General features: G+C 41.1%; 17 protein-coding genes. 2 read left to right on the top strand and 15 right to left on the bottom strand.

Annotation, left to right across the window (positions count from 1 at the left end; genetic code table 11):
* Positions 1-25 precede the first annotated feature (25 nt).
* Positions 26-1729, bottom strand: a complete 1704-nt coding sequence (locus F928_RS11025; protein ID WP_002120042.1) for a mechanosensitive ion channel — start codon at positions 1727-1729, stop codon at positions 26-28.
* Positions 1730-1954: 225 nt separating this feature from the next.
* Positions 1955-2182 (bottom strand): hypothetical protein, encoded by a 228-nt coding sequence (locus tag F928_RS11020; RefSeq protein WP_002120072.1) that lies wholly within the window; start codon positions 2180-2182, stop codon positions 1955-1957.
* A gap of 290 nt (positions 2183-2472) precedes the next feature.
* Between F928_RS11020 and F928_RS11015 the strand changes: the two genes are divergently transcribed.
* A complete protein-coding gene (locus F928_RS11015; protein WP_014205905.1) occupies positions 2473-2892 on the top strand; it encodes a hypothetical protein in 420 nt (139 codons plus the stop codon).
* A gap of 48 nt (positions 2893-2940) precedes the next feature.
* Here the strand turns inward: F928_RS11015 and F928_RS11010 are convergent, their stop codons facing one another.
* Complete coding sequence (locus F928_RS11010) at positions 2941-3702, bottom strand: ferredoxin--NADP reductase (RefSeq protein ID WP_002120057.1); 762 nt, start codon at positions 3700-3702, stop codon at positions 2941-2943.
* A gap of 86 nt (positions 3703-3788) precedes the next feature.
* On the opposite strand from F928_RS11010, the gene gigC reads away from it, so the two are divergent.
* Positions 3789-4673: a LysR family transcriptional regulator GigC gene (gene gigC, locus F928_RS11005; RefSeq protein WP_002120024.1), complete on the top strand. Its 885-nt coding sequence runs from the start codon at positions 3789-3791 to the stop codon at positions 4671-4673.
* A 19-nt stretch (positions 4674-4692) separates the two neighbouring features.
* Here the strand turns inward: gigC and F928_RS11000 are convergent, their stop codons facing one another.
* The 12 genes from F928_RS11000 to nuoE all read right to left on the bottom strand — a co-directional run bounded on the left by F928_RS11000 (position 4693) and on the right by nuoE (position 17760).
* Positions 4693-4986, bottom strand: coding sequence for a cold shock domain-containing protein (locus F928_RS11000; protein ID WP_002120026.1), 294 nt, complete (start codon positions 4984-4986; stop codon positions 4693-4695).
* A gap of 115 nt (positions 4987-5101) precedes the next feature.
* Positions 5102-5737 carry a uracil phosphoribosyltransferase gene (gene upp / locus F928_RS10995; protein WP_002120045.1) on the bottom strand — a complete coding sequence of 212 codons (636 nt, stop codon included), beginning with the start codon at positions 5735-5737 and terminating at the stop codon, positions 5102-5104.
* Positions 5738-5837: 100 nt separating this feature from the next.
* A complete protein-coding gene (nuoN, locus tag F928_RS10990; protein WP_002120035.1) occupies positions 5838-7331 on the bottom strand; it encodes an NADH-quinone oxidoreductase subunit NuoN in 1494 nt (497 codons plus the stop codon).
* A 2-nt stretch (positions 7332-7333) separates the two neighbouring features.
* Positions 7334-8932, bottom strand: coding sequence for an NADH-quinone oxidoreductase subunit M (gene nuoM / locus F928_RS10985; RefSeq protein WP_002120006.1), 1599 nt, complete (start codon positions 8930-8932; stop codon positions 7334-7336).
* A 1-nt stretch (position 8933) separates the two neighbouring features.
* Positions 8934-10823 carry an NADH-quinone oxidoreductase subunit L gene (gene nuoL, locus F928_RS10980; RefSeq protein ID WP_002120008.1) on the bottom strand — a complete coding sequence of 630 codons (1890 nt, stop codon included), beginning with the start codon at positions 10821-10823 and terminating at the stop codon, positions 8934-8936.
* Positions 10820-11128 (bottom strand): NADH-quinone oxidoreductase subunit NuoK, encoded by a 309-nt coding sequence (nuoK, locus tag F928_RS10975; protein ID WP_000529822.1) that lies wholly within the window; start codon positions 11126-11128, stop codon positions 10820-10822. The genes nuoL and nuoK overlap by 4 nt, the downstream gene beginning before the upstream one ends.
* On the bottom strand, positions 11128-11646 hold the full coding sequence (gene nuoJ, locus F928_RS10970; protein WP_014205902.1) for an NADH-quinone oxidoreductase subunit J: 519 nt from the start codon (positions 11644-11646) through the stop codon (positions 11128-11130). Before nuoJ ends, nuoK begins: the two co-directional genes overlap by 1 nt.
* The gene (gene nuoI, locus F928_RS10965; protein WP_002120012.1) at positions 11646-12188 is read right to left on the bottom strand and encodes an NADH-quinone oxidoreductase subunit NuoI; all 543 of its coding nucleotides are present in this window, start codon (positions 12186-12188) and stop codon (positions 11646-11648) included. The genes nuoJ and nuoI overlap by 1 nt, the downstream gene beginning before the upstream one ends.
* 18 nt (positions 12189-12206) lie before the next feature.
* Entirely contained in the window at positions 12207-13223 is a 1017-nt protein-coding gene (gene nuoH / locus F928_RS10960; RefSeq protein WP_002120063.1) for an NADH-quinone oxidoreductase subunit NuoH, read from the bottom strand.
* A 3-nt stretch (positions 13224-13226) separates the two neighbouring features.
* The gene (nuoG, locus tag F928_RS10955) at positions 13227-15911 is read right to left on the bottom strand and encodes an NADH-quinone oxidoreductase subunit NuoG (RefSeq protein WP_002120017.1); all 2685 of its coding nucleotides are present in this window, start codon (positions 15909-15911) and stop codon (positions 13227-13229) included.
* Between the two features lie 11 nt (positions 15912-15922).
* On the bottom strand, positions 15923-17254 hold the full coding sequence (nuoF, locus tag F928_RS10950; protein WP_002120030.1) for an NADH-quinone oxidoreductase subunit NuoF: 1332 nt from the start codon (positions 17252-17254) through the stop codon (positions 15923-15925).
* On the bottom strand, positions 17251-17760 hold the full coding sequence (gene nuoE, locus F928_RS10945) for an NADH-quinone oxidoreductase subunit NuoE (RefSeq protein WP_002120040.1): 510 nt from the start codon (positions 17758-17760) through the stop codon (positions 17251-17253). The genes nuoF and nuoE overlap by 4 nt, the downstream gene beginning before the upstream one ends.
* Between the last annotated feature and the right edge of the window lie 13 nt (positions 17761-17773).

The following is a 17773-nucleotide window of genomic DNA, read 5'->3' as shown; positions in this document are numbered from 1 at the left end:
TTTATCTGAAAATTAGTTTTACTTACTAAATTTCGTCATTTTCTCCAGTAGATCCAAACGGTTTATTTACTGGTGGTTCTGCTGGATTTACTTGTGCAGAATCAGCTGGTTTTGCATCAGATGAAACAGTTGATGGTGAGGTTGTAGTCGTTGGTGCAACTGTAGATGTTGACGAACTCGTAGTTGCAGATGAGCTACCAGCAGATGGGCTGCTCGTTGTGGTAGTAGACGGTGGTTGATAAAGCGGATTCGGTTCATTCGCTTCTTTTTTAGCTTTATCTAACAAATCACTCAACAGTCTTTCTGCTGGTTGGCGACCACCTAAACCAAATGCAAGAGCGAAAGCAACTGCAACTGCGCCTAGAGTCAAACCAAAAGCAAGATTAACGATTGAATCTGCAATACCCATCGCTCTTAAACCAAGCGCAAGTACAAGACCAATAATTAACACACGAACTAAACTACCTAACCAACGCGAGCTATTATATTCGCCGCGTTGAACCACGTTCGCCACAACATTGGCAAGCCAGAAACCAATAACCAAGATTACAGCGCCCAATAGAATGTTTGCACCGAAATGGATAAACATTGCAATTAGACCACTAATTTGATCGAAACCAAGACGATCCGCAGCTTCAGAAACTGCAAATAGCATAGTAAAGAATACAATTAACCAGCCAACTGCGTTAGAAACTTTAGTTTGACCTAAAAAGCGTTGTACATCTAACTTTGCAGGAATTTCATCAACACCTGTACCTGCAATTAATTCAGCAACTAAGCGGCCAACAAAACGAGAAACAATATAAGCAACCAGTAAAATTAAACCAGCAGCAATAATGTTTGGAATCGCCTGCAAGATTTCATTAAGCATAGCTGTTGCTGGCTGAGAAATTGTCTCAATGCCTAAAGCTTCAAACGCTACAATCAATGTTGTAATAATGATGATTGCGAAAACAAATGAACCTAAGAATTTGCCTACGTTAGAGCTTTTGAAAAGACCAATTTTTTCAGCTTGAGCCTGAACACCTAAGCTATTTACTAAACCTTCAACAATACCGCGTACAATTTTTGCCAAGATATAACCAACAAAAATGATAACACCAGCAATAAAGATATTTGGTAAGAATGCTACGGCATCATTTACCATATTTTGAACTGGAATCAGTAAGCCTGTTAATCCTAATATTGAAAGAACAATCGGAAGGAAAAGTAACAATACAAGCCAGTAAAGAATTTCACCAATATTCTGGCTAATTCCACCTACACCCACTTCACTGCTTAACTTATCGTCAAGTTGAGTTCGGGATAAAACATTGGTCACCCCCGCTCGTATCAGTCGAGCAACGATCCAACCAATAAAACCCACCACAACAGCAGCAATAATATTTGGAATATAGACGAGTACCTGATTCACCATATTGCTGAACGGGCCACTCACTCCACTAATGTTAAGTACATTGAGAGCTGCGACAACAGCTAAGATTAGAATAAACCAGAATACGACTTTTGAAATAAGACCTTCTATGTTTGGAGCACGCCCAGTTGCTGAAGATAATTTTGCATTGGTATTTACTTTTTGCAGAAGTTTTTTTACACCTGCCGCAACTATTAAAGCGATTATCCAGCCAACCAGTAAGATGACGATTGCAGCTAAAATAGGATGAAACTGATCCCAGTAATACATCGCATCAAACTGAGCGCCGCGAGGCCCATCAAAAAATTCATTCATATTGTTATGTCCTCAATTGTTATGTTCTTTTCAGTGCCATCAATTATGAAAAACACTTTTCGTTGTTAAAAATGACGATAAATGCGGTCTATCTCACCTTATGTTTTGAATATTTTCTAATCAACACACTTCTGCATAAATACAACAAATTGATGCAAAAGGTTGCAAAAAAAGCCTTCAGGTCACATCCCAAAGGCTTTCTATAAAGATATACTGGTTAGCTTATTACCCTTTATAGATATTCAAATCTGAAGTACTCTTAATGACATGTGGTGTGACCTCATGTTGAAAAGCGGCTTCTTCTTTAGGTGTTTTGCTGTGATCAGCAACCATGTAGACGATGAGTGCAATAAGAAAAAGCCCAACAATAATTAAAATGTAAACTGGCAATCTTCTTTTTTTCGCAGTTTCTTCAGGACTCGTCACATGAGGTGGTTTTGAAAAATCATGCATCTTCTTTCCCCTCTTCTTTTATCATTAACTTTATAATCATCATAGCAATTTGGTTTGTTGCATTGTGTGAAAAAGCATTATGCTAAGGTGTCTGTGTTTGCAAAACTCTACTATTAAAATAATAAAAACAGTATAAAATTTAGGCAAAAATATTTAGCCATTAAAAAATAATGACAAGTTATGCTCGAGCTTCTTTAAGGTTCTATTTGTAATACAATATGTTTTAGCGCTTACTTTTTATAAAATAGGCTATAATAAGCCCCCTTGTTTTAAAGCTGCTCTATTTTATGATGTATCGTCAGCAAAACGTAACACTTGATCTCGACACTGACGTCACACATCAATGTTATATACATCAGACGAGAGACGAACATCTCATTGGTATTATTGAATTTAATAAACCAAGTTATGAACTCAAATGGGGTGATTTAGAGTATTTTCGTCGCCGTACTGAAGAATTTTCCGTCATGCCATTTCCTGACTGCATTAATGCCATGATTGTTGATATTCGTAATATCAATATTTTTCTAGACAATGATGTTCCGATTTTACCTTGGCGCTTACTAGAAGAAGACTGTCCTGTTCGCTTAGTCGTTCCACAAGATCGTTTGGAACATTATGCAGGTCTTTTTGAGCCAACTTGGCTTTCAACCGATGTAGACAGCGCAATTTCAGAAATTCGCGAATTTATGGATATGTTTGTCCACTAATAAACATATCCATAAAATTAATTATAAAGTTGTTTTCACCGCAATTTATTACCAGTAATTTTCTACCGCAATATTTCCCTCACCTCGACGGTTCATCGTCAAACCACGGCGTTTTAAAGCCTCTTTCGTGTCATCTACCATTTGCGGATTTCCGCAAAGCATGACGTGGCTTGTGGCAGGATTCAGCTCTATACCAGCAGATTTTTCTAATTCACCATTTTCAATTAGAATCGGCAAACGATCATGCAATGGCGCAGATGGATCTCGAGTAATAATCGGAATAAATTTAAATCCGTTATGTCCTTCCCCAAAAGTTTCAGCAATCTCTTGAATACGATCAACGTAAGCTAACTCAGCTGCGGTACGGACACTGTAGACCAAATTAATTTTTTGATATTTAGACCATGTATCGAAGTCTTGTAGCATCGATAAAAATGGAGCTAATCCTGTACCCGTTGCCAATAACCATAAATCATGGGGTAAAGGTTGTTGATAGCGAGCTAAAGTCAAATAACCATAAGGTATTTTTTCTAAATACAGCTCATCTCCTACCTTTAAATGTTGAAGATTTGACGTAAATGCACCGTCTGGTACTACAATCGAAAAAAACTCAAGCGTTTCATCAAATGGTGATGAGACTACCGAATAAGCACGAACAACGAGTTCCTCTCCAACTTTTAGCCCAATACGTGCGAATTGCCCAGCAGTAAATTTAAAATGTGCAGGGCGGGTCATGGTGAAACTAAAAAGAGTTGGAGTCCAGCGGTGTACAGATAAAACTTTTTCTACGCTAAATTTTTCAATTGACATGATTTCAACGTGGCATGAAATAGTGCGCTCATGTTAGCATGACAGCCGAAATAATGAATACTTTTAAACGTTAAGGCTTTTTAAACATGCGCATGACATTACGCCAGTTGGCTGTTTTTGTAGCAGTCGCTCAAGAAGGAACTGTCACCAAAGCCAGCGATGCGGTCAGACTGACGCAAAGTGCAGCAAGTATGGCTTTAGCTGATTTAGAGGATGGCCTTGGTGCTCCTCTCTTTGATCGTTTAGGTAAACGATTACAACTTAATGATTTAGGTCGTTTTCTATTGCCACAAGCCTTAGAGATATTAGGTCGCTGTGAAGCTTTTGAGCAAGCTGCAAAAGGTGAATTGCAAAGTATTGATTTACGTATTGGGGCCACTTTAACGATTAGTGATTACCTCATGCCAGATTTAATGGCAAACTTTTTACAGCATCATCCTAAAGCACATTTGCAATTACAAGTGGGCAATACACGCCAAATGATTGAAGCAGTCAATCAATTCCAACTTGATTTAGCTTTAATTGAGGGATCATGTCATTTACCTCAACTCCAATGTATTCATTGGCGTGATGATGAGCTTGCGGTTTGCTGTGCCCCAAATCACCCGTTAGCACGTTTAAATAGACCTCTAACAGCGCATGATTTTCTTCAAGTCGAATGGATTTTACGTGAAGAAGGCTCAGGAACTCGTGAAGTGTTTGATAATGCGATATTGCAAGATCTGCCAGACGCGAATATTCGCTTAACCCTAGGTCACAATGAAGCAATTTTAAAAATCGTTGCTGGTGGTTTAGGTATGTCATGTATTTCTAAACTAGCCATTGAACCTTTAATTGAAAAGGGACAATTAGTAATTTTAGATACACCATTCTGGCAGCTTACCCGTCCGCTTTATATGCTGGTACACCGTCAAAAGTATCAGGGGCCAGGTCTCAAAGCATTCTTACAATTCTGTGAAGATCAGGTTTAAAACCTGATCTTTTCATTGATTAGCGTCGAAAATTTGATAGCAATTCGCTTGTGATCGCTTTATTGTGATCCGCAATTTTATTTTTCTTGGTTTTCGCAGGATTCGGGTCAACACGCTCAATTTTGATCGCTTTAAATTTGCCCTGATTATCTGCGGCAAGAAACTTCACTTTTTCATTTCTTTTCGGTTCGCCCTCTGATGCAGGGAAATCAGAAATATGAAAGAAAATATCTCCTTCACTAGTTTCAATAAAACCAAACCCTTTATCAGCGTTATATTGTTTTACCCATCCAGTATAATACTCTTGCTTCATGATCTTTCCCCTACTTTTCCAATCCAGTTGTTGCGGTAAATAAAAAAGAGACTCACGATTCCGTTTTAAAATTATACGGTTTAATGAAGTCTCTTTTTAATGCGATTTCAAAAAATTAATCTTTTTGTACACTACCAAAAATTTTATCGCCAGCATCGCCCAAGCCAGGAACAATATAACCTTGTTCATTTAAGCCATTATCAATAGATGCTGTATAAATTTGCACATCTGGATGAGCTGCTTCAACTTTAGCAACACCTTCTGGAGCGGCAACTAACACCATAACACGAATATCTTTACAACCACTCGCCTTTAACACATCAATAGCAGCAACTAACGAATTACCCGTTGCTAGCATTGGGTCAATAATCATCGCAAGACGATTAGCGACATCCGGAACTAATTTTTTATAATACGTGCGAACTTCTAATGTTTCTTCATTACGCTCAAGACCCAAAACACTCACTTTTGCGCTTGGAATCAGGTTAAGTACGCCATCCAACATACCAATTCCGGCACGTAAAATCGGCACAATCGTTATTTTTTTACCAGCAATACGCTGAGTAGTAACAGTTCCAGCCCATCCATCAATTTCACAATCCACAACTGGTAAATCTTTTGTTGCTTCATAAGTCAACAACATAGTCACTTCCTGAGCAAGCTCACGGAAATTCTTAGTACTGATGTCAGCACGGCGTAACAAGCCTAATTTATGACGAATAAGTGGGTGACGAATTTCTTGAATGGCCACAGATGTTACCTAAAAATATAAAAACGTATTTATTATAATCTTTTTTTAACGCTCAATAAAAAAAAGCCTCCAGATTTGGAGGCTTTTTTGTACACCAGAATTACTGTTGTGAAAGCATGAAATGTAATGGAGATAAAATTTCTGCTTTTAGTGCCAAATTAATCATTGGATCTGGGTAGACACCCAAAATAATAACTAATGCAGCAGCAGCTAATACCATTAAACCACCCACTTTTTGTCCCCAATGAGCATCTGCATCAATACGAGGAGTTTCTGGTGGTGTCATATACATTACAACCATCACACGTAAGTAATAGTACAAACCGATACCACTACCCACAATAATCATTGCAGCTAAGAACCAGTGTTGAGTTGTTACAGCAGCCATTACCACCAAGAACTTACCAATGAAGCCTGCTGTTAATGGAATACCAGCCAAAGACAACATCATGACTGTTAAAGTTGCTGTAAGTACTGGACGACGCCAGAACAAACCACGGTAGTCTGCAAGGCTTTGTGCTTCATCTACGTTGTTATATGGGCTAGACATTAACGCTACTGCACCAAAGGCACCAATAGTTGTTAATACATAAGACACCACATATACAGTTACGCTACCCAAGCTCGCATAAGTCATGCTAATTAAAGCAATTAACAAATAACCAAAGTGAGCAATAGATGAATAACCAAGAATACGTTTTAAGTTAACTTGACGAACAGCGAGTAAGTTACCAACTAAAATCGACAATACAGCAATGATCGTCAAAATAGTTACTAATGAGTTCACCATCATTGCGCCTGAAGCAAGCATATAGCGCACGAACAAACCAATTGTTGCAACTTTAGCAGCAGTCGCTAAGAAAGTTGCCATTGGCGCTGGTGCACCTGCATATACATCCGGTGTCCATTTATGGAACGGCGCAAGCGATAATTTAAATGCAACAGCAAAGATAATAAGTGCTAAACCTAATAACACCATTGGCTGTTTGATTGCTTCAAATAATGCTTGTACAGAATCATAGAATGAAAGCGAACCTGTATATGCATAGATATATGCCATACCCATCAACAACATTGCCGAAGCTGTCGCTGAAAGTACAAGGTATTTAATACCCGCTTCAAGTGAGTTACTACGTTGATAAGTATAAGCAAGTAAGCCATATACAGGAATCGACATTAACTCAAGGCTAATGAAGAACGATGCATAGTGAGAGCTTGCAACCATCAACATTGCACCTGCTACTGAAGCAAGTAACAAAAGATATAACTCTTCGCGGTTGTCTTTATACGTTTCAATGTAAGCATGAGACAAAGTACAACATGCCAATGCCGCAATCAAAATCATAAATTGATAGAACATGGTAAATGGATCAACCATAAACATGCCCATCACATTTGCCGGTACAAACTTACCGCCAAATACTGCAAATAAAATATAAAGTGCAGCAAGGTTTAAACCAACAACAGAAGCTGTTGCGATTAAATTATGATTACGCTTAATTGAAATTAACAACATGACGACGATTGTTGTCAAAGCAACAATCATCACCGGAGCTAAAGGCATAAGCGTAGAGAATGATACTGTGAAGTTCATGATTATTGGATCTCCACATGGTCAAGTTGAGTAGCTGTTTGCTGAACAGTTTCAACGACTTCTTGTACTGGCACATAACTATTGACCAACCACTGCATGCTTGAATGAGATACATCCAAGAATGTTTGTGGGTAGATACCAAGCCAAACGAGACCAATCGCACAAATCATCAAAATACCAACTTCACGAGCAGATAAGTCTTTCAATGGACTAGTGTAATGTTGCTTTTGTTCAGGATTTGGTTCACCAAATAAAGCACGGTGAATCAAGATCAAGCCATATAAACCTGCAAATACAAGGCTGATAGAAGCAAGAATCGTAAAGACAGGATATTTATTAAATGAACCCATCAAAATCAGGAATTCACCAATAAAGTTACCTAAACCTGGTACACCTACAAGAGCAGCAACGAAGAACATCAAGAAAAATGGCAAGTACTGAAGCTGGCCACGAAGACCACCCATTAAACGTAAATCACGTGTATGTAAACGTTCATAGATTTGACCCGACATAATGAACAATGCAGCTGATGACAAACCATGTGCCAACATCATGATCATTAGACCTTGGAAGGTCAAAATATTACCTGCATAGATTGCAAGTAAGATAAAGCCCATGTGTGAAATCGACGTATACGCAAGTAAACGTTTCATGTCAGTTTGCTGGTAAGCACACCATGCGCCGTAGAAAATACCAATCAAACCGAAAATAATCGCAATGTCTGCAAACTGTGCAGAAGCTGTCGGGAAGAATGGAATAACAAAACGAAGCAAGCCATACGCAGCTGTTTTAATCAAGATACCCGCTAAGTCTACAGAACCTGCTGTAGGAGCTTGAGCATGCGCATCTGGTAACCAACCATGTAATGGGAATACTGGTAACTTCACCGCAAAACCGATGAAGAAACAGATCATGAAACCGTACGCTAAGCCTGCAGGTAAGTGGTTAGCTACAGCTAATAAATAGTTGTAATCAAAACCGATCATGCCTGTCATCATGTAGCCGTAAACTACAAGACCTAAGATACCGATTAACATCACTAGACCAGCAATCTGCGTGTAAAGGAAGAACTTAGTAGCAGCGTAAACACGTGAACGACCGTTTGAACCTTTATGACCCCATAACGCAATCAAGAAGTAGATTGGTACAAGCATCATCTCCCAGAAGAAGAAGAACAAGAACAAGTCAATCGCTAAGAATACACCGATAACGCCACCTAAACTCCATAATAGGTTTAAGTGGAAGAAACCAACGTTCTTTTGAATCTCGCCCCATGAACAACCAACAGCAAGTACACCAAGTAACGCTGTTAATAACACCATAAGTAAAGATAAGCCATCCACAGCTAAGTGAATGCCAATACCGAGTGATTGAATCCAAGGTAAATAGAACTCAGCAGACCAAGTTGGGATTTTAGAACCCAACTCGTAGCTATAAGTTCCACTTTGCCAAAGTGCAAGACCTAAGCCCAAAGTAATGAGCATACCAATTAAGGCAATCCAGCGTGGCAAAGTTTTGTCGAGCTTATCGACTAACCAACAAATAAAACCGGCAATGAACGGAACAAGGATCAGCGCGGGTAAAATTAAATTGTTTTCCATTTTATTTCCCCACTACCTGAATAACGATCAAGATCATCAATAACACCACTACACCGAGTGACATGCTTGATGCGTATTCACGCAATGAACCTGTTTGACGTGAGCTTGTAAAACTATTTCCGCCTTTCACGAGTGCAGGAAGAACTAACCACAAACCGTCAATCGGATCACGGCCAAAGATTTTGGCGAAGAATAAATAAGGTTTAACAAAAACGATGTCATACAATGCATCAAAACCAAAAGCGGTACGGCAAATATGTGCCAAACCTGAACCCAAACTTGTTTGAGCGAATGATTTCACTGCACCATAAGCAAATGTAAATAATGCTATACCAACAACTAGACCAACTAGTGCAATACCTACTGCTAAGTGCTCTGCCCCATGCATGCCTTCTACAAATTGTTCAGCGACATGGAATTCAGGGATTTTTGCAGTATTCAGAATACCTGCTACCGGTGCTTTTAATACCGCACCAACAAAAGTAGACAATACAGCTAAAATACCCAATGGAGCCCAGTAAGTTGCACCTTTAATCTCATGGTAAGGCGTGTTTTCTTGACCAAAGAATACAACCCAGATTAAACGGAATGTATAGATTGAAGTCAGGAATGCACCTGCTACACCCACCCAATATAAGGTGTGATATAAAGCAACTGATTGACCTTGTACCCAAACTTCACCAAGAATCGCATCTTTAGAGAAGAAGCCAATAGTCAAGAATGGAATAGCTGCTAATGCACCGCCACCAATCGCGAAACAAGCAAACAGGAATTTGTTACGTTTGAACAAACCACCCATTTTGAAAATGTTTTGCTCGTGGTGATAAGCCAGAATCACCGCACCAGAAGACAAGAATAATAATGCCTTAAAGAATGCGTGAGCCAACATGTGGAACAAGCCAGCTTGATAAGCTTCCGCACCTACAGCCATAAACATATAGCCAAGCTGACTCATTGTTGAGTAAGCCAAGATACGTTTGATGTCCGTTTGCACAAGTGCAGCAAAACCTGCAACTAACAAAGTTACCGCGCCAGTTACCGAAATGAATTGCATCACTTCAGGAGCAAGTTCAAATACGCTGAATAGACGGCAGCATAAGTACACACCAGCCGTTACCATTGTTGCAGCGTGGATTAATGCAGAAACAGGTGTTGGACCTGCCATTGCATCTGCTAACCATGTTTGCAATGGAATTTGCGCAGATTTACCAGCAGCACCCAAGAACAACATTAATGCAGTCCAGATCGTAAGAGACGAACTCTTCGTCATTACTTCTGCTGCGTGTTCAACGATGTACTGAGTATTCAACGTACCAAATTGTTGGTAAAGCAAGAATAAAGCAATAAGTAAGAATACGTCACCAACGCGGGTCACTGTAAACGCTTTGATCGCAGCCCAACCATTTGCAGGGTTTGCATAATAGAAACCGATTAGCAAGTAAGAGCAAAGACCTACGCCTTCCCAACCCAAGAATAACAACGCCAAGTTGTCACCCAATACAAGCACAAGCATGCTTGCAACAAACAGGTTGAAATAAGAGAAGAAACGCGCATAACCCTCTTCACCACGCATGTACCATGATGCAAAGATGTGGATTAAGAAACCAACACCCGTGATCATGCCCATCATGAGTAAAGATAAGCCATCTAAATGTAAGCTAATGCCCGGCGCAAAACCGCCAACATTGAACCATGTCCACAAGTTTTGAACAAAAACTTGCTGACCACTCGTAGTAAATGCCATTCCAGCAATGAGTGCAAATAATGCAGATAAACCTACAGAACCTACGCCAATAACTGCTGCAACATTTTCAGAGAGTTTGTCTCGTCCTGCCGCCAATAAAATAAAACCGATTAGCGGAAATAATACTGTTAAATATAAATAACTCATCCGCGCATCTCACTAGCAGCATCCACATCCAAATGATGGAAGCGATGATAGAACTGAAGGACAATCGCAAGACCGATACATGCCTCTGCTGCTGCAAGGGTCAAAATCAAGATGAACATCACTTGCCCATCTGGTTGTGCCCATACGCTACCCGCAAGAACAAATGCCAATGCTGCAGCATTCATCATGATTTCAAGGCTCATTAACATAAATAATAGGTTGCGTCGCACCATTACACCGTAAAAACCGAGTGCAAAAAGGATGGTTGCAACAATCAAACCATGTTCTAAAGGAATCTGGCCCATTATTCTTTTTCCTCTTCTGCACCTGGTTCACGTTTACCTAAGTGGTATGCTGCAACAAGGGCTGCTAGCAATAACATCGCGGCAACTTCAACCAATAATAAATAGTGAGTAAAGAGTGCTTGACCAACTACTTTTGGTCCAATCACTTGTGCCCCAAGTGGTGCTGAAATAGTGGTGTATTCACCACCAAGCATCCAAACTAAAAGCAAGCCGAGTAAGAAACTCATGAGTGCTGGATATGCCCAAGCATCTGAAGAAAGCCATTTGCGTTCTTGTTCAACGGTGTGTTGACCTAAGTTAAGCATCATCACCACGAAGACAAATAGAACCATAATTGCTCCGGCATAAACGATGATTTCAAGAGCACCTGCAAAAGGCGCCCCCACGATCATGAAAATACCAGCAACAGCAAGCAATGAAACAATTAGACTAAGTAGAGCGTGTACAGGGTTCGTGTTAGTCACTACACGAACCGTAGAAACGATGGCCACGAGTGCCATCAAATAAAACGGCCACATCATGGTAATAGACTCCGTACATCGATTGGTGCACTTTCTTTTTGTGCTTGACCTTTCTCTTTACCGTTAATTGCCATACCCGTTACACGGTAGAAGTTGTAATCTGGGTATTTGCCCGGACCTGAAATGAGTAAGTTTTCTTTCTCATAAACAAGGTCTTGACGTACATATTCGCCTAACTCGAAGTCTGGTGTGAGCTGAATCGCAGTTGTTGGACAAGCTTCTTCACACATACCGCAGAAAATACAACGTGAGAAGTTAATACGGAAAAACTCCGGGTACCAACGACCATCTTCTGTTTCTGCTTTTTGTAGTGAGATACAGCCAACCGGACATGCAACCGCACATAGGTTACATGCTACGCAACGCTCTTCCCCATCAGGGTCACGCGTTAATACGATACGACCACGAAAGCGTGGCGGCACAATCTGTTCAGCCGGAACTTCTGGATATAAAATCGTGTCACGTTTACGCGTTGCATGGCTAAACACCATGAGTAACGTACGTACAATTGATCCGAATCCAGCTAGAAATTTATACATTTTGTACTCCCTGCTGTCCTAGGCCTGATTCATCAGAATCACAGCACCAGTCACTAACAAGTTGACCAACGCCAATGGCAAACAAATTTTCCAACCAAAGTTCATGACTTGGTCATAACGCGGACGCATTAAAGAACCACGTGCCAATACAAACATCATTACAAAGAATGCTGTTTTAATCACAAACCAGAATACTGGTGGAACAAATGGAATTTCTAAATTGAATGGCGTTAACCAGCCACCAAAGAATAAAGTCACGATCAATGCAGAGATCAGTACTACGTTGACATATTCAGCAACGAAGAACATACCCCATTTCATACCGCCATATTCAACATGGTAACCTTCTGCCAATTCTTGCTCTGCTTCTGGTTGGTCAAATGGATGACGGTGAGTTACCGCAACACCAGCAACTACGAAAATCAAGAAACCTAAGAATTGTGGAATGACAAACCAAACATCACGTTGTGCTTCAACAATTTCACGAAGGTTAAATGAGCCTGCAATTGCAACCACACCCATCAATGAAATACCCAAGAACACTTCATAAGAAATGGTTTGAGCTGCTGAACGTAAACCACCAAGCAATGAGTATTTGTTATTTGAAGCCCAGCCACCAAATAAAACCGCATAGACTGCAATACCAGCCATTGCCATGAAGAACAACAAACCGATACTCATGTCGGCAACACCCAGTGAAGGACTCACTGGGATTACCATGAACGAAAGAACCGCTGTTGCCATTGCAACAGCTGGTGCTAAACGGAATGTAAGTTTGTCAGCAAACTTTGGTGTCCAGTCTTCTTTGAACATGATCTTGAGCATGTCGGCAACGATCTGGAACATACCACCAGGACCAACACGGTTTGGACCATAACGGTCTTGCCACCAAGCAAGTAAACGACGCTCAATAAAAGACATCAACGCTGCAACTAAAACCACAACAAGCAAAATTACAACTGCTTGAACGACAGCATAAGCAATCGGCCAGTTCTCAGCCCAAAGTGGCGTTTGACGTATAATTTCTTGATTCATGAATTACACTCCTAAAGCCACTGAAACAGGCTCAGCTAGTGACACCATTGGTGCTAAACCAACTGGGTAACCAATATAACCTGTAGGTAAATATTCAATTACTTGTACAGGCAAGCTTACAGTTGTTTCACCTGCTTTTACTGTAATGCGTTGACCTTCTTGAAGGTTCAAACGAGTTGCATCTTGTTCGCCCACTGCAAACACAGCTTCAGGAATACGAGTTTCCATTGCAGGTGTTTTAATCGTGAATTCGCCAGAACCAAAAATATGGTGCATTGGAACTAAGCGGAAACTTTCAGGATTTGCAACTACTGGCACTGGAGCAACGTAGCTACGTGCAGGACGTTTTGCCAAGCGATCGAATAAACGAACACCAGAATCACCACCTTTTAAGTGACCACCAACTTCATCTTGGTATTTATTCCAAGATTGTGGAGAGTTCCAACCCGGAGCCCATGCAAATGGTACTAATGATGACGCTTTTTGCGGACCAACATAACCTTCCATTGAGAATGTTAATGCTGAATCTGGATCGGTAGGTTGTTTAGGCTCATGAACCGATAACGGCGCACGCATTGCTGTACGACCTGAATAACGACGTGGTTCACGCGCGATTTTCAAGCCATGTACACGGTAACCTGCATCAGGCGCAACATCTTGGATAGCTTCAAGTACTGGTACATTTTTCACGATGCTTTCAATTACATCGTCAAGCAATGTCCAATCTACAGCCTTACCTTTAATGCCAGTTTCAATGGCATGTAACCAACGCCATGATTCTTTAATTGCATATTCAGGTTTGTAGTAACTTGGATCGTAAACTTGATAGAAACGCTGTGCACGACCTTCTTGACTTACAACAGTACCATCACCCTCTGCAAAGCTTGCTGCTGAAAGAACGATATCAGCCTGTTTCACAGTTTCAGTTTCACTGTGATCAAGCACGATTACTGTTTCAGCTTTATCTAATGCAGCTTTTACTTGAGCAGCTGGTAAGCGACGGAACAAATCATTTTCAACAATAACAAGTGTGTCGTAGTCTTGAGCAAATGCTTGTTCAAGGCTTAAACCACCGAACAATGCCAAGCCCATAGAGTTCACTTCAGGAACTACAAGACTTAAACCAGCTTTAGAACCTAAGTTCTGAGTTAACTGTGCAGCAGCTTCCATAATAGAAGCATCTTGCAAGCTTGTACCCGCAATAATTAATGGTTTGTTTGCTGCTTTTAGAGTGTCGGCAATGGTTTGAGCAAATGCTTTTGCATCTTCATCTAAACCACCTACAACTTCACCATTTACTGCCGCAGCAACTGCAAAGCCTAAACGTGCGATGTCATTTGGAGAAGCAACCACTTCACCAGTTGCAATGTCAGCAAGACGAGTTTGAGTTGCAGCTAAAATGTAAACCGGAGATTTTGCTTCTTGGCCAATACGTTGTACAGGCTCAGCTAACCAATCTGGTGTACGTGTTTTTGCAGCCATTTCACGCGCTTTGTTTTTCGCAGCTTGGCGAACAGACAATGCCATACGAGGTGCAGTTTGAGTTAGGTCTTCACCTAAGATCAGAACAGCATCATAGCTTTCAATTTCACGCATATTCGGGTTGTAGATACCCTCGGTTTGCATGATAGATGCAGCAAGTTCAACAAGCTTTTGCTCTTTTTGTGCAATACCAGTTGAATAATTTGCCTGACCTACAAGCTCACGTAATGCATAGTTCGATTCCAAACTTGCGCGAGGAGAACCAATACCCAAAACTTTTTTGCCTTGAAGCTTAGCAATCGCTTGATCTAGAGCTTGGTCGACAGAAACAGTTGCAACAGTTTCACCATTACGGAACTGAGGCTGACGTGGACGGTCTGCACGGTTTACATAACCTGTGCCAAAACGACCTTTGTCACAAAGGAAGTATTGGTTAACCGAACCATTAAAACGGTTTTCTACACGACGGATTTCACCATAACGTTCACCCGGAGAAATGTTACAACCAGAAGAACAGCCTTGACACACGCTTGGTGCATACTGCATGTCCCACTTACGGTTATAACGCTCTGAATGAGTCTTATCAGTAAATACACCTGTTGGACATACTTCAGTCAAGTTACCAGAGAATTCAGACTCTAAAGTACCTGATTCCGGACGACCAAAGTAAACACGAGATGCATTGGCATATACGCCAAAGTCTGTACCGCCCGCATAGTCTTTGTAGTAACGAACACAACGGTAACAAGCAATACAGCGGTTCATTTCATGCGCAATGAATGAGCCGAGTTCTTGGTTGTAATGCGTACGTTTTGTAAAACGGTAGCGACGACGGTCATGACCCGTCATTACAGTCATATCTTGTAAATGACAGTGACCACCCTCTTCACAGACTGGACAGTCGTGCGGGTGGTTGGTCATCAAAAATTCAACAATAGATGCACGGAAATCCGTTGCTTCTTTGTCTTCAATTGAGATATAGGTATTGTCAGATGCTGGTGTCATGCAAGACATGACTAAACGACCACGCGTATCTTCTGGATTCGCATATTGCGTAACAGCACATTGACGGCAAGAACCAACCGAACCTAAGGATGGATGCCAACAAAAATATGGGATGTCGATGCCCAGACTCAAACATGCTTGTAGCAAGTTTTCCGAGCCGTTGACTTCATACGATTTTCCATCGACATGAATTGTAGCCATAGTCGAATTCCTTAAGCTTGTTCTACGTTGCTGGTTTGCACGACAGGACGATTCGTCACTTTCGCTTCAAACTCACCACGGAAATGTTTGAGTGCGCCCATAAGCGGCTCCATCGCACCTGGTGCGTGGGCACAGAAAGTTTTACCAATCCATAATTTACGAGTTAATTCTTGTAAATGGTCGATATCTTCTTTCTTACCTTCGCCTGCTTCAAGTGCTTTAAGCGCTTTAACAGCCCATGGCAAACCATCACGACATGGTGTACAGAAACCACATGATTCACGCGCAAAGAACTCTTCTAAGTTACGAGTGAGCGATACCATACATTGGGTTTCATCTACCACCATTAACAAACATGTTCCCAAACGAGAACCTGCTTTCATAATCGTGTCTGCATCCATTGGTAAATCAATGGTATCTGCTGGCAAAAAGTCAGTTGAAGCACCGCCCGGTAACCATGCTTTGAGCTTTAAGCCCTCACGCATACCACCTGCATGATCTTCAATCACTTCACGCGCAGTTGTACCAAATGGCAATTCCCAAAGACCCGGGAATTTAACTTTACCCGATGCACCATAAATTTTAGTGCCTGGATCTTTTGATTTACCCGCTGATAAACCGATATACCACTCTGGTCCACGAAGCATGATTGCTGGCAAGTTGTTATAAGTTTCAACGTTGTTCACAATCGTCGGACGGCCCCATGCTCCTGCAACTTGCGGGAACGGTGGCTTAGTACGTGGGTTAGCACGACGGCCTTCAAGCGAGTTAATCAATGCAGTTTCTTCACCACAGATATAACGCCCTGCACCCGTATGTACATGCAGATCAAAATTCCAGCCAGAACCTAAGATGTTTTCGCCTAAATAACCTTTAGCACGAATCTGTTCTAACGCTTCATTTAGATATTGAGCAGCCTCGATGTATTCACCACGGATAAAGATATAACCTTGAGTTGCTTCTAAGGTATAACCCGCAATTAACATCCCTTCGATCAATTGATGTGGAAGTTTTTCCATCAACAAACGGTCTTTAAAGGTACCTGGTTCCATTTCGTCGGCATTACAGATCAAGTAACGTGGACCACCATCATTTGGTGCCATCAATGACCATTTAATACCCGCAGGGAAACCCGCACCACCACGACCTTTTACAGTTGCAGCTTTAATGACGTCTAACACTTCAGCAGGTTTCATGCCTAAAGCTTTTTTAAAGCCCGCATAGCCTTCAAGTGCTTCGTAATCATCAGCACTACGTACCGCTTCTTGTTTGCTTAAACGCCAAGTGAGCGGATGAGTTTCCGGATTACCGTCGCCATAAATTGGTTTTGGTTCAGTATTCATACATACTTCTCCAATAACTGTTTAATTGATGTCACTTCGACTAAACCGTGAGTATCTTCATCAATCATTAAAGTTGGGCCTTTGTCGCAGTTGCCTAGGCAGCAAATTGGAAGCAATGTAAAACGACCATCTGGTGTCGTTTGACCATACTGAATTCCTAATTCACGCTGGAATGCTTCAGCAAGAGTTTCTGCACCCATTAAGAAGCAAGCAATTGAGTCGCAAAGTAAAATTACGTGACGACCTACCGGATGGCGATAGATACGGTTGTAAAATGTTGCAACGCCTTCCAAATCAGCAACACTCATCGACAACAACTGTGCGATGGCATTCATTTGAGCGTCATCTACCCAACCATTACGGCGCTGTACACACTTCAATGCATCTAAAGAGGCTGCACGAGGGTATGGATAGTGACCAATGTGATGTTCGATTTCGTGAATTTCTTCCGCAGTCAAAATCCCTTCGACATTCACACGTGGTTTTTTATCAGTCAAAATCATCATTATGTGTTACCTC

It is taken from the genome of Acinetobacter pittii ATCC 19004 = CIP 70.29 (assembly GCF_000369045.1).
Taxonomy (GTDB): Bacteria; Pseudomonadota; Gammaproteobacteria; order Pseudomonadales; family Moraxellaceae; genus Acinetobacter; species Acinetobacter pittii.
Note: the sequence above shows the minus strand (reverse complement) of the source record. Positions and strands in the feature narration are given on the sequence as shown.

Bases quoted from the DNA above. Each gene is read 5' to 3' on its own strand.
- nuoM (WP_002120006.1), bottom strand. From the start codon at position 8,932: ATGGAAAACAATTTAATTTTACCCGCGCTGATCCTTGTTCCGTTCATT.
- nuoL (WP_002120008.1), bottom strand. From the start codon at position 10,823: ATGAGTTATTTATATTTAACAGTATTATTTCCGCTAATCGGTTTTATT.
- F928_RS11000 (WP_002120026.1), bottom strand. From the start codon at position 4,986: ATGAAGCAAGAGTATTATACTGGATGGGTAAAACAATATAACGCTGAT.
- nuoE (WP_002120040.1), bottom strand. From the start codon at position 17,760: ATGATGATTTTGACTGATAAAAAACCACGTGTGAATGTCGAAGGGATT.
- F928_RS11025 (WP_002120042.1), bottom strand. From the start codon at position 1,729: ATGAATGAATTTTTTGATGGGCCTCGCGGCGCTCAGTTTGATGCGATG.
- F928_RS11015 (WP_014205905.1), top strand. From the start codon at position 2,473: ATGTATCGTCAGCAAAACGTAACACTTGATCTCGACACTGACGTCACA.
- nuoH (WP_002120063.1), bottom strand. From the start codon at position 13,223: ATGAATCAAGAAATTATACGTCAAACGCCACTTTGGGCTGAGAACTGG.
- nuoI (WP_002120012.1), bottom strand. From the start codon at position 12,188: ATGTATAAATTTCTAGCTGGATTCGGATCAATTGTACGTACGTTACTC.
- nuoG (WP_002120017.1), bottom strand. From the start codon at position 15,911: ATGGCTACAATTCATGTCGATGGAAAATCGTATGAAGTCAACGGCTCG.
- F928_RS11020 (WP_002120072.1), bottom strand. From the start codon at position 2,182: ATGCATGATTTTTCAAAACCACCTCATGTGACGAGTCCTGAAGAAACT.
- F928_RS11010 (WP_002120057.1), bottom strand. From the start codon at position 3,702: ATGTCAATTGAAAAATTTAGCGTAGAAAAAGTTTTATCTGTACACCGC.
- nuoJ (WP_014205902.1), bottom strand. From the start codon at position 11,646: ATGTGGCCGTTTTATTTGATGGCACTCGTGGCCATCGTTTCTACGGTT.
- nuoK (WP_000529822.1), bottom strand. From the start codon at position 11,128: ATGGGCCAGATTCCTTTAGAACATGGTTTGATTGTTGCAACCATCCTT.
- nuoN (WP_002120035.1), bottom strand. From the start codon at position 7,331: ATGAACTTCACAGTATCATTCTCTACGCTTATGCCTTTAGCTCCGGTG.
- gigC (WP_002120024.1), top strand. From the start codon at position 3,789: ATGCGCATGACATTACGCCAGTTGGCTGTTTTTGTAGCAGTCGCTCAA.
- nuoF (WP_002120030.1), bottom strand. From the start codon at position 17,254: ATGAATACTGAACCAAAACCAATTTATGGCGACGGTAATCCGGAAACT.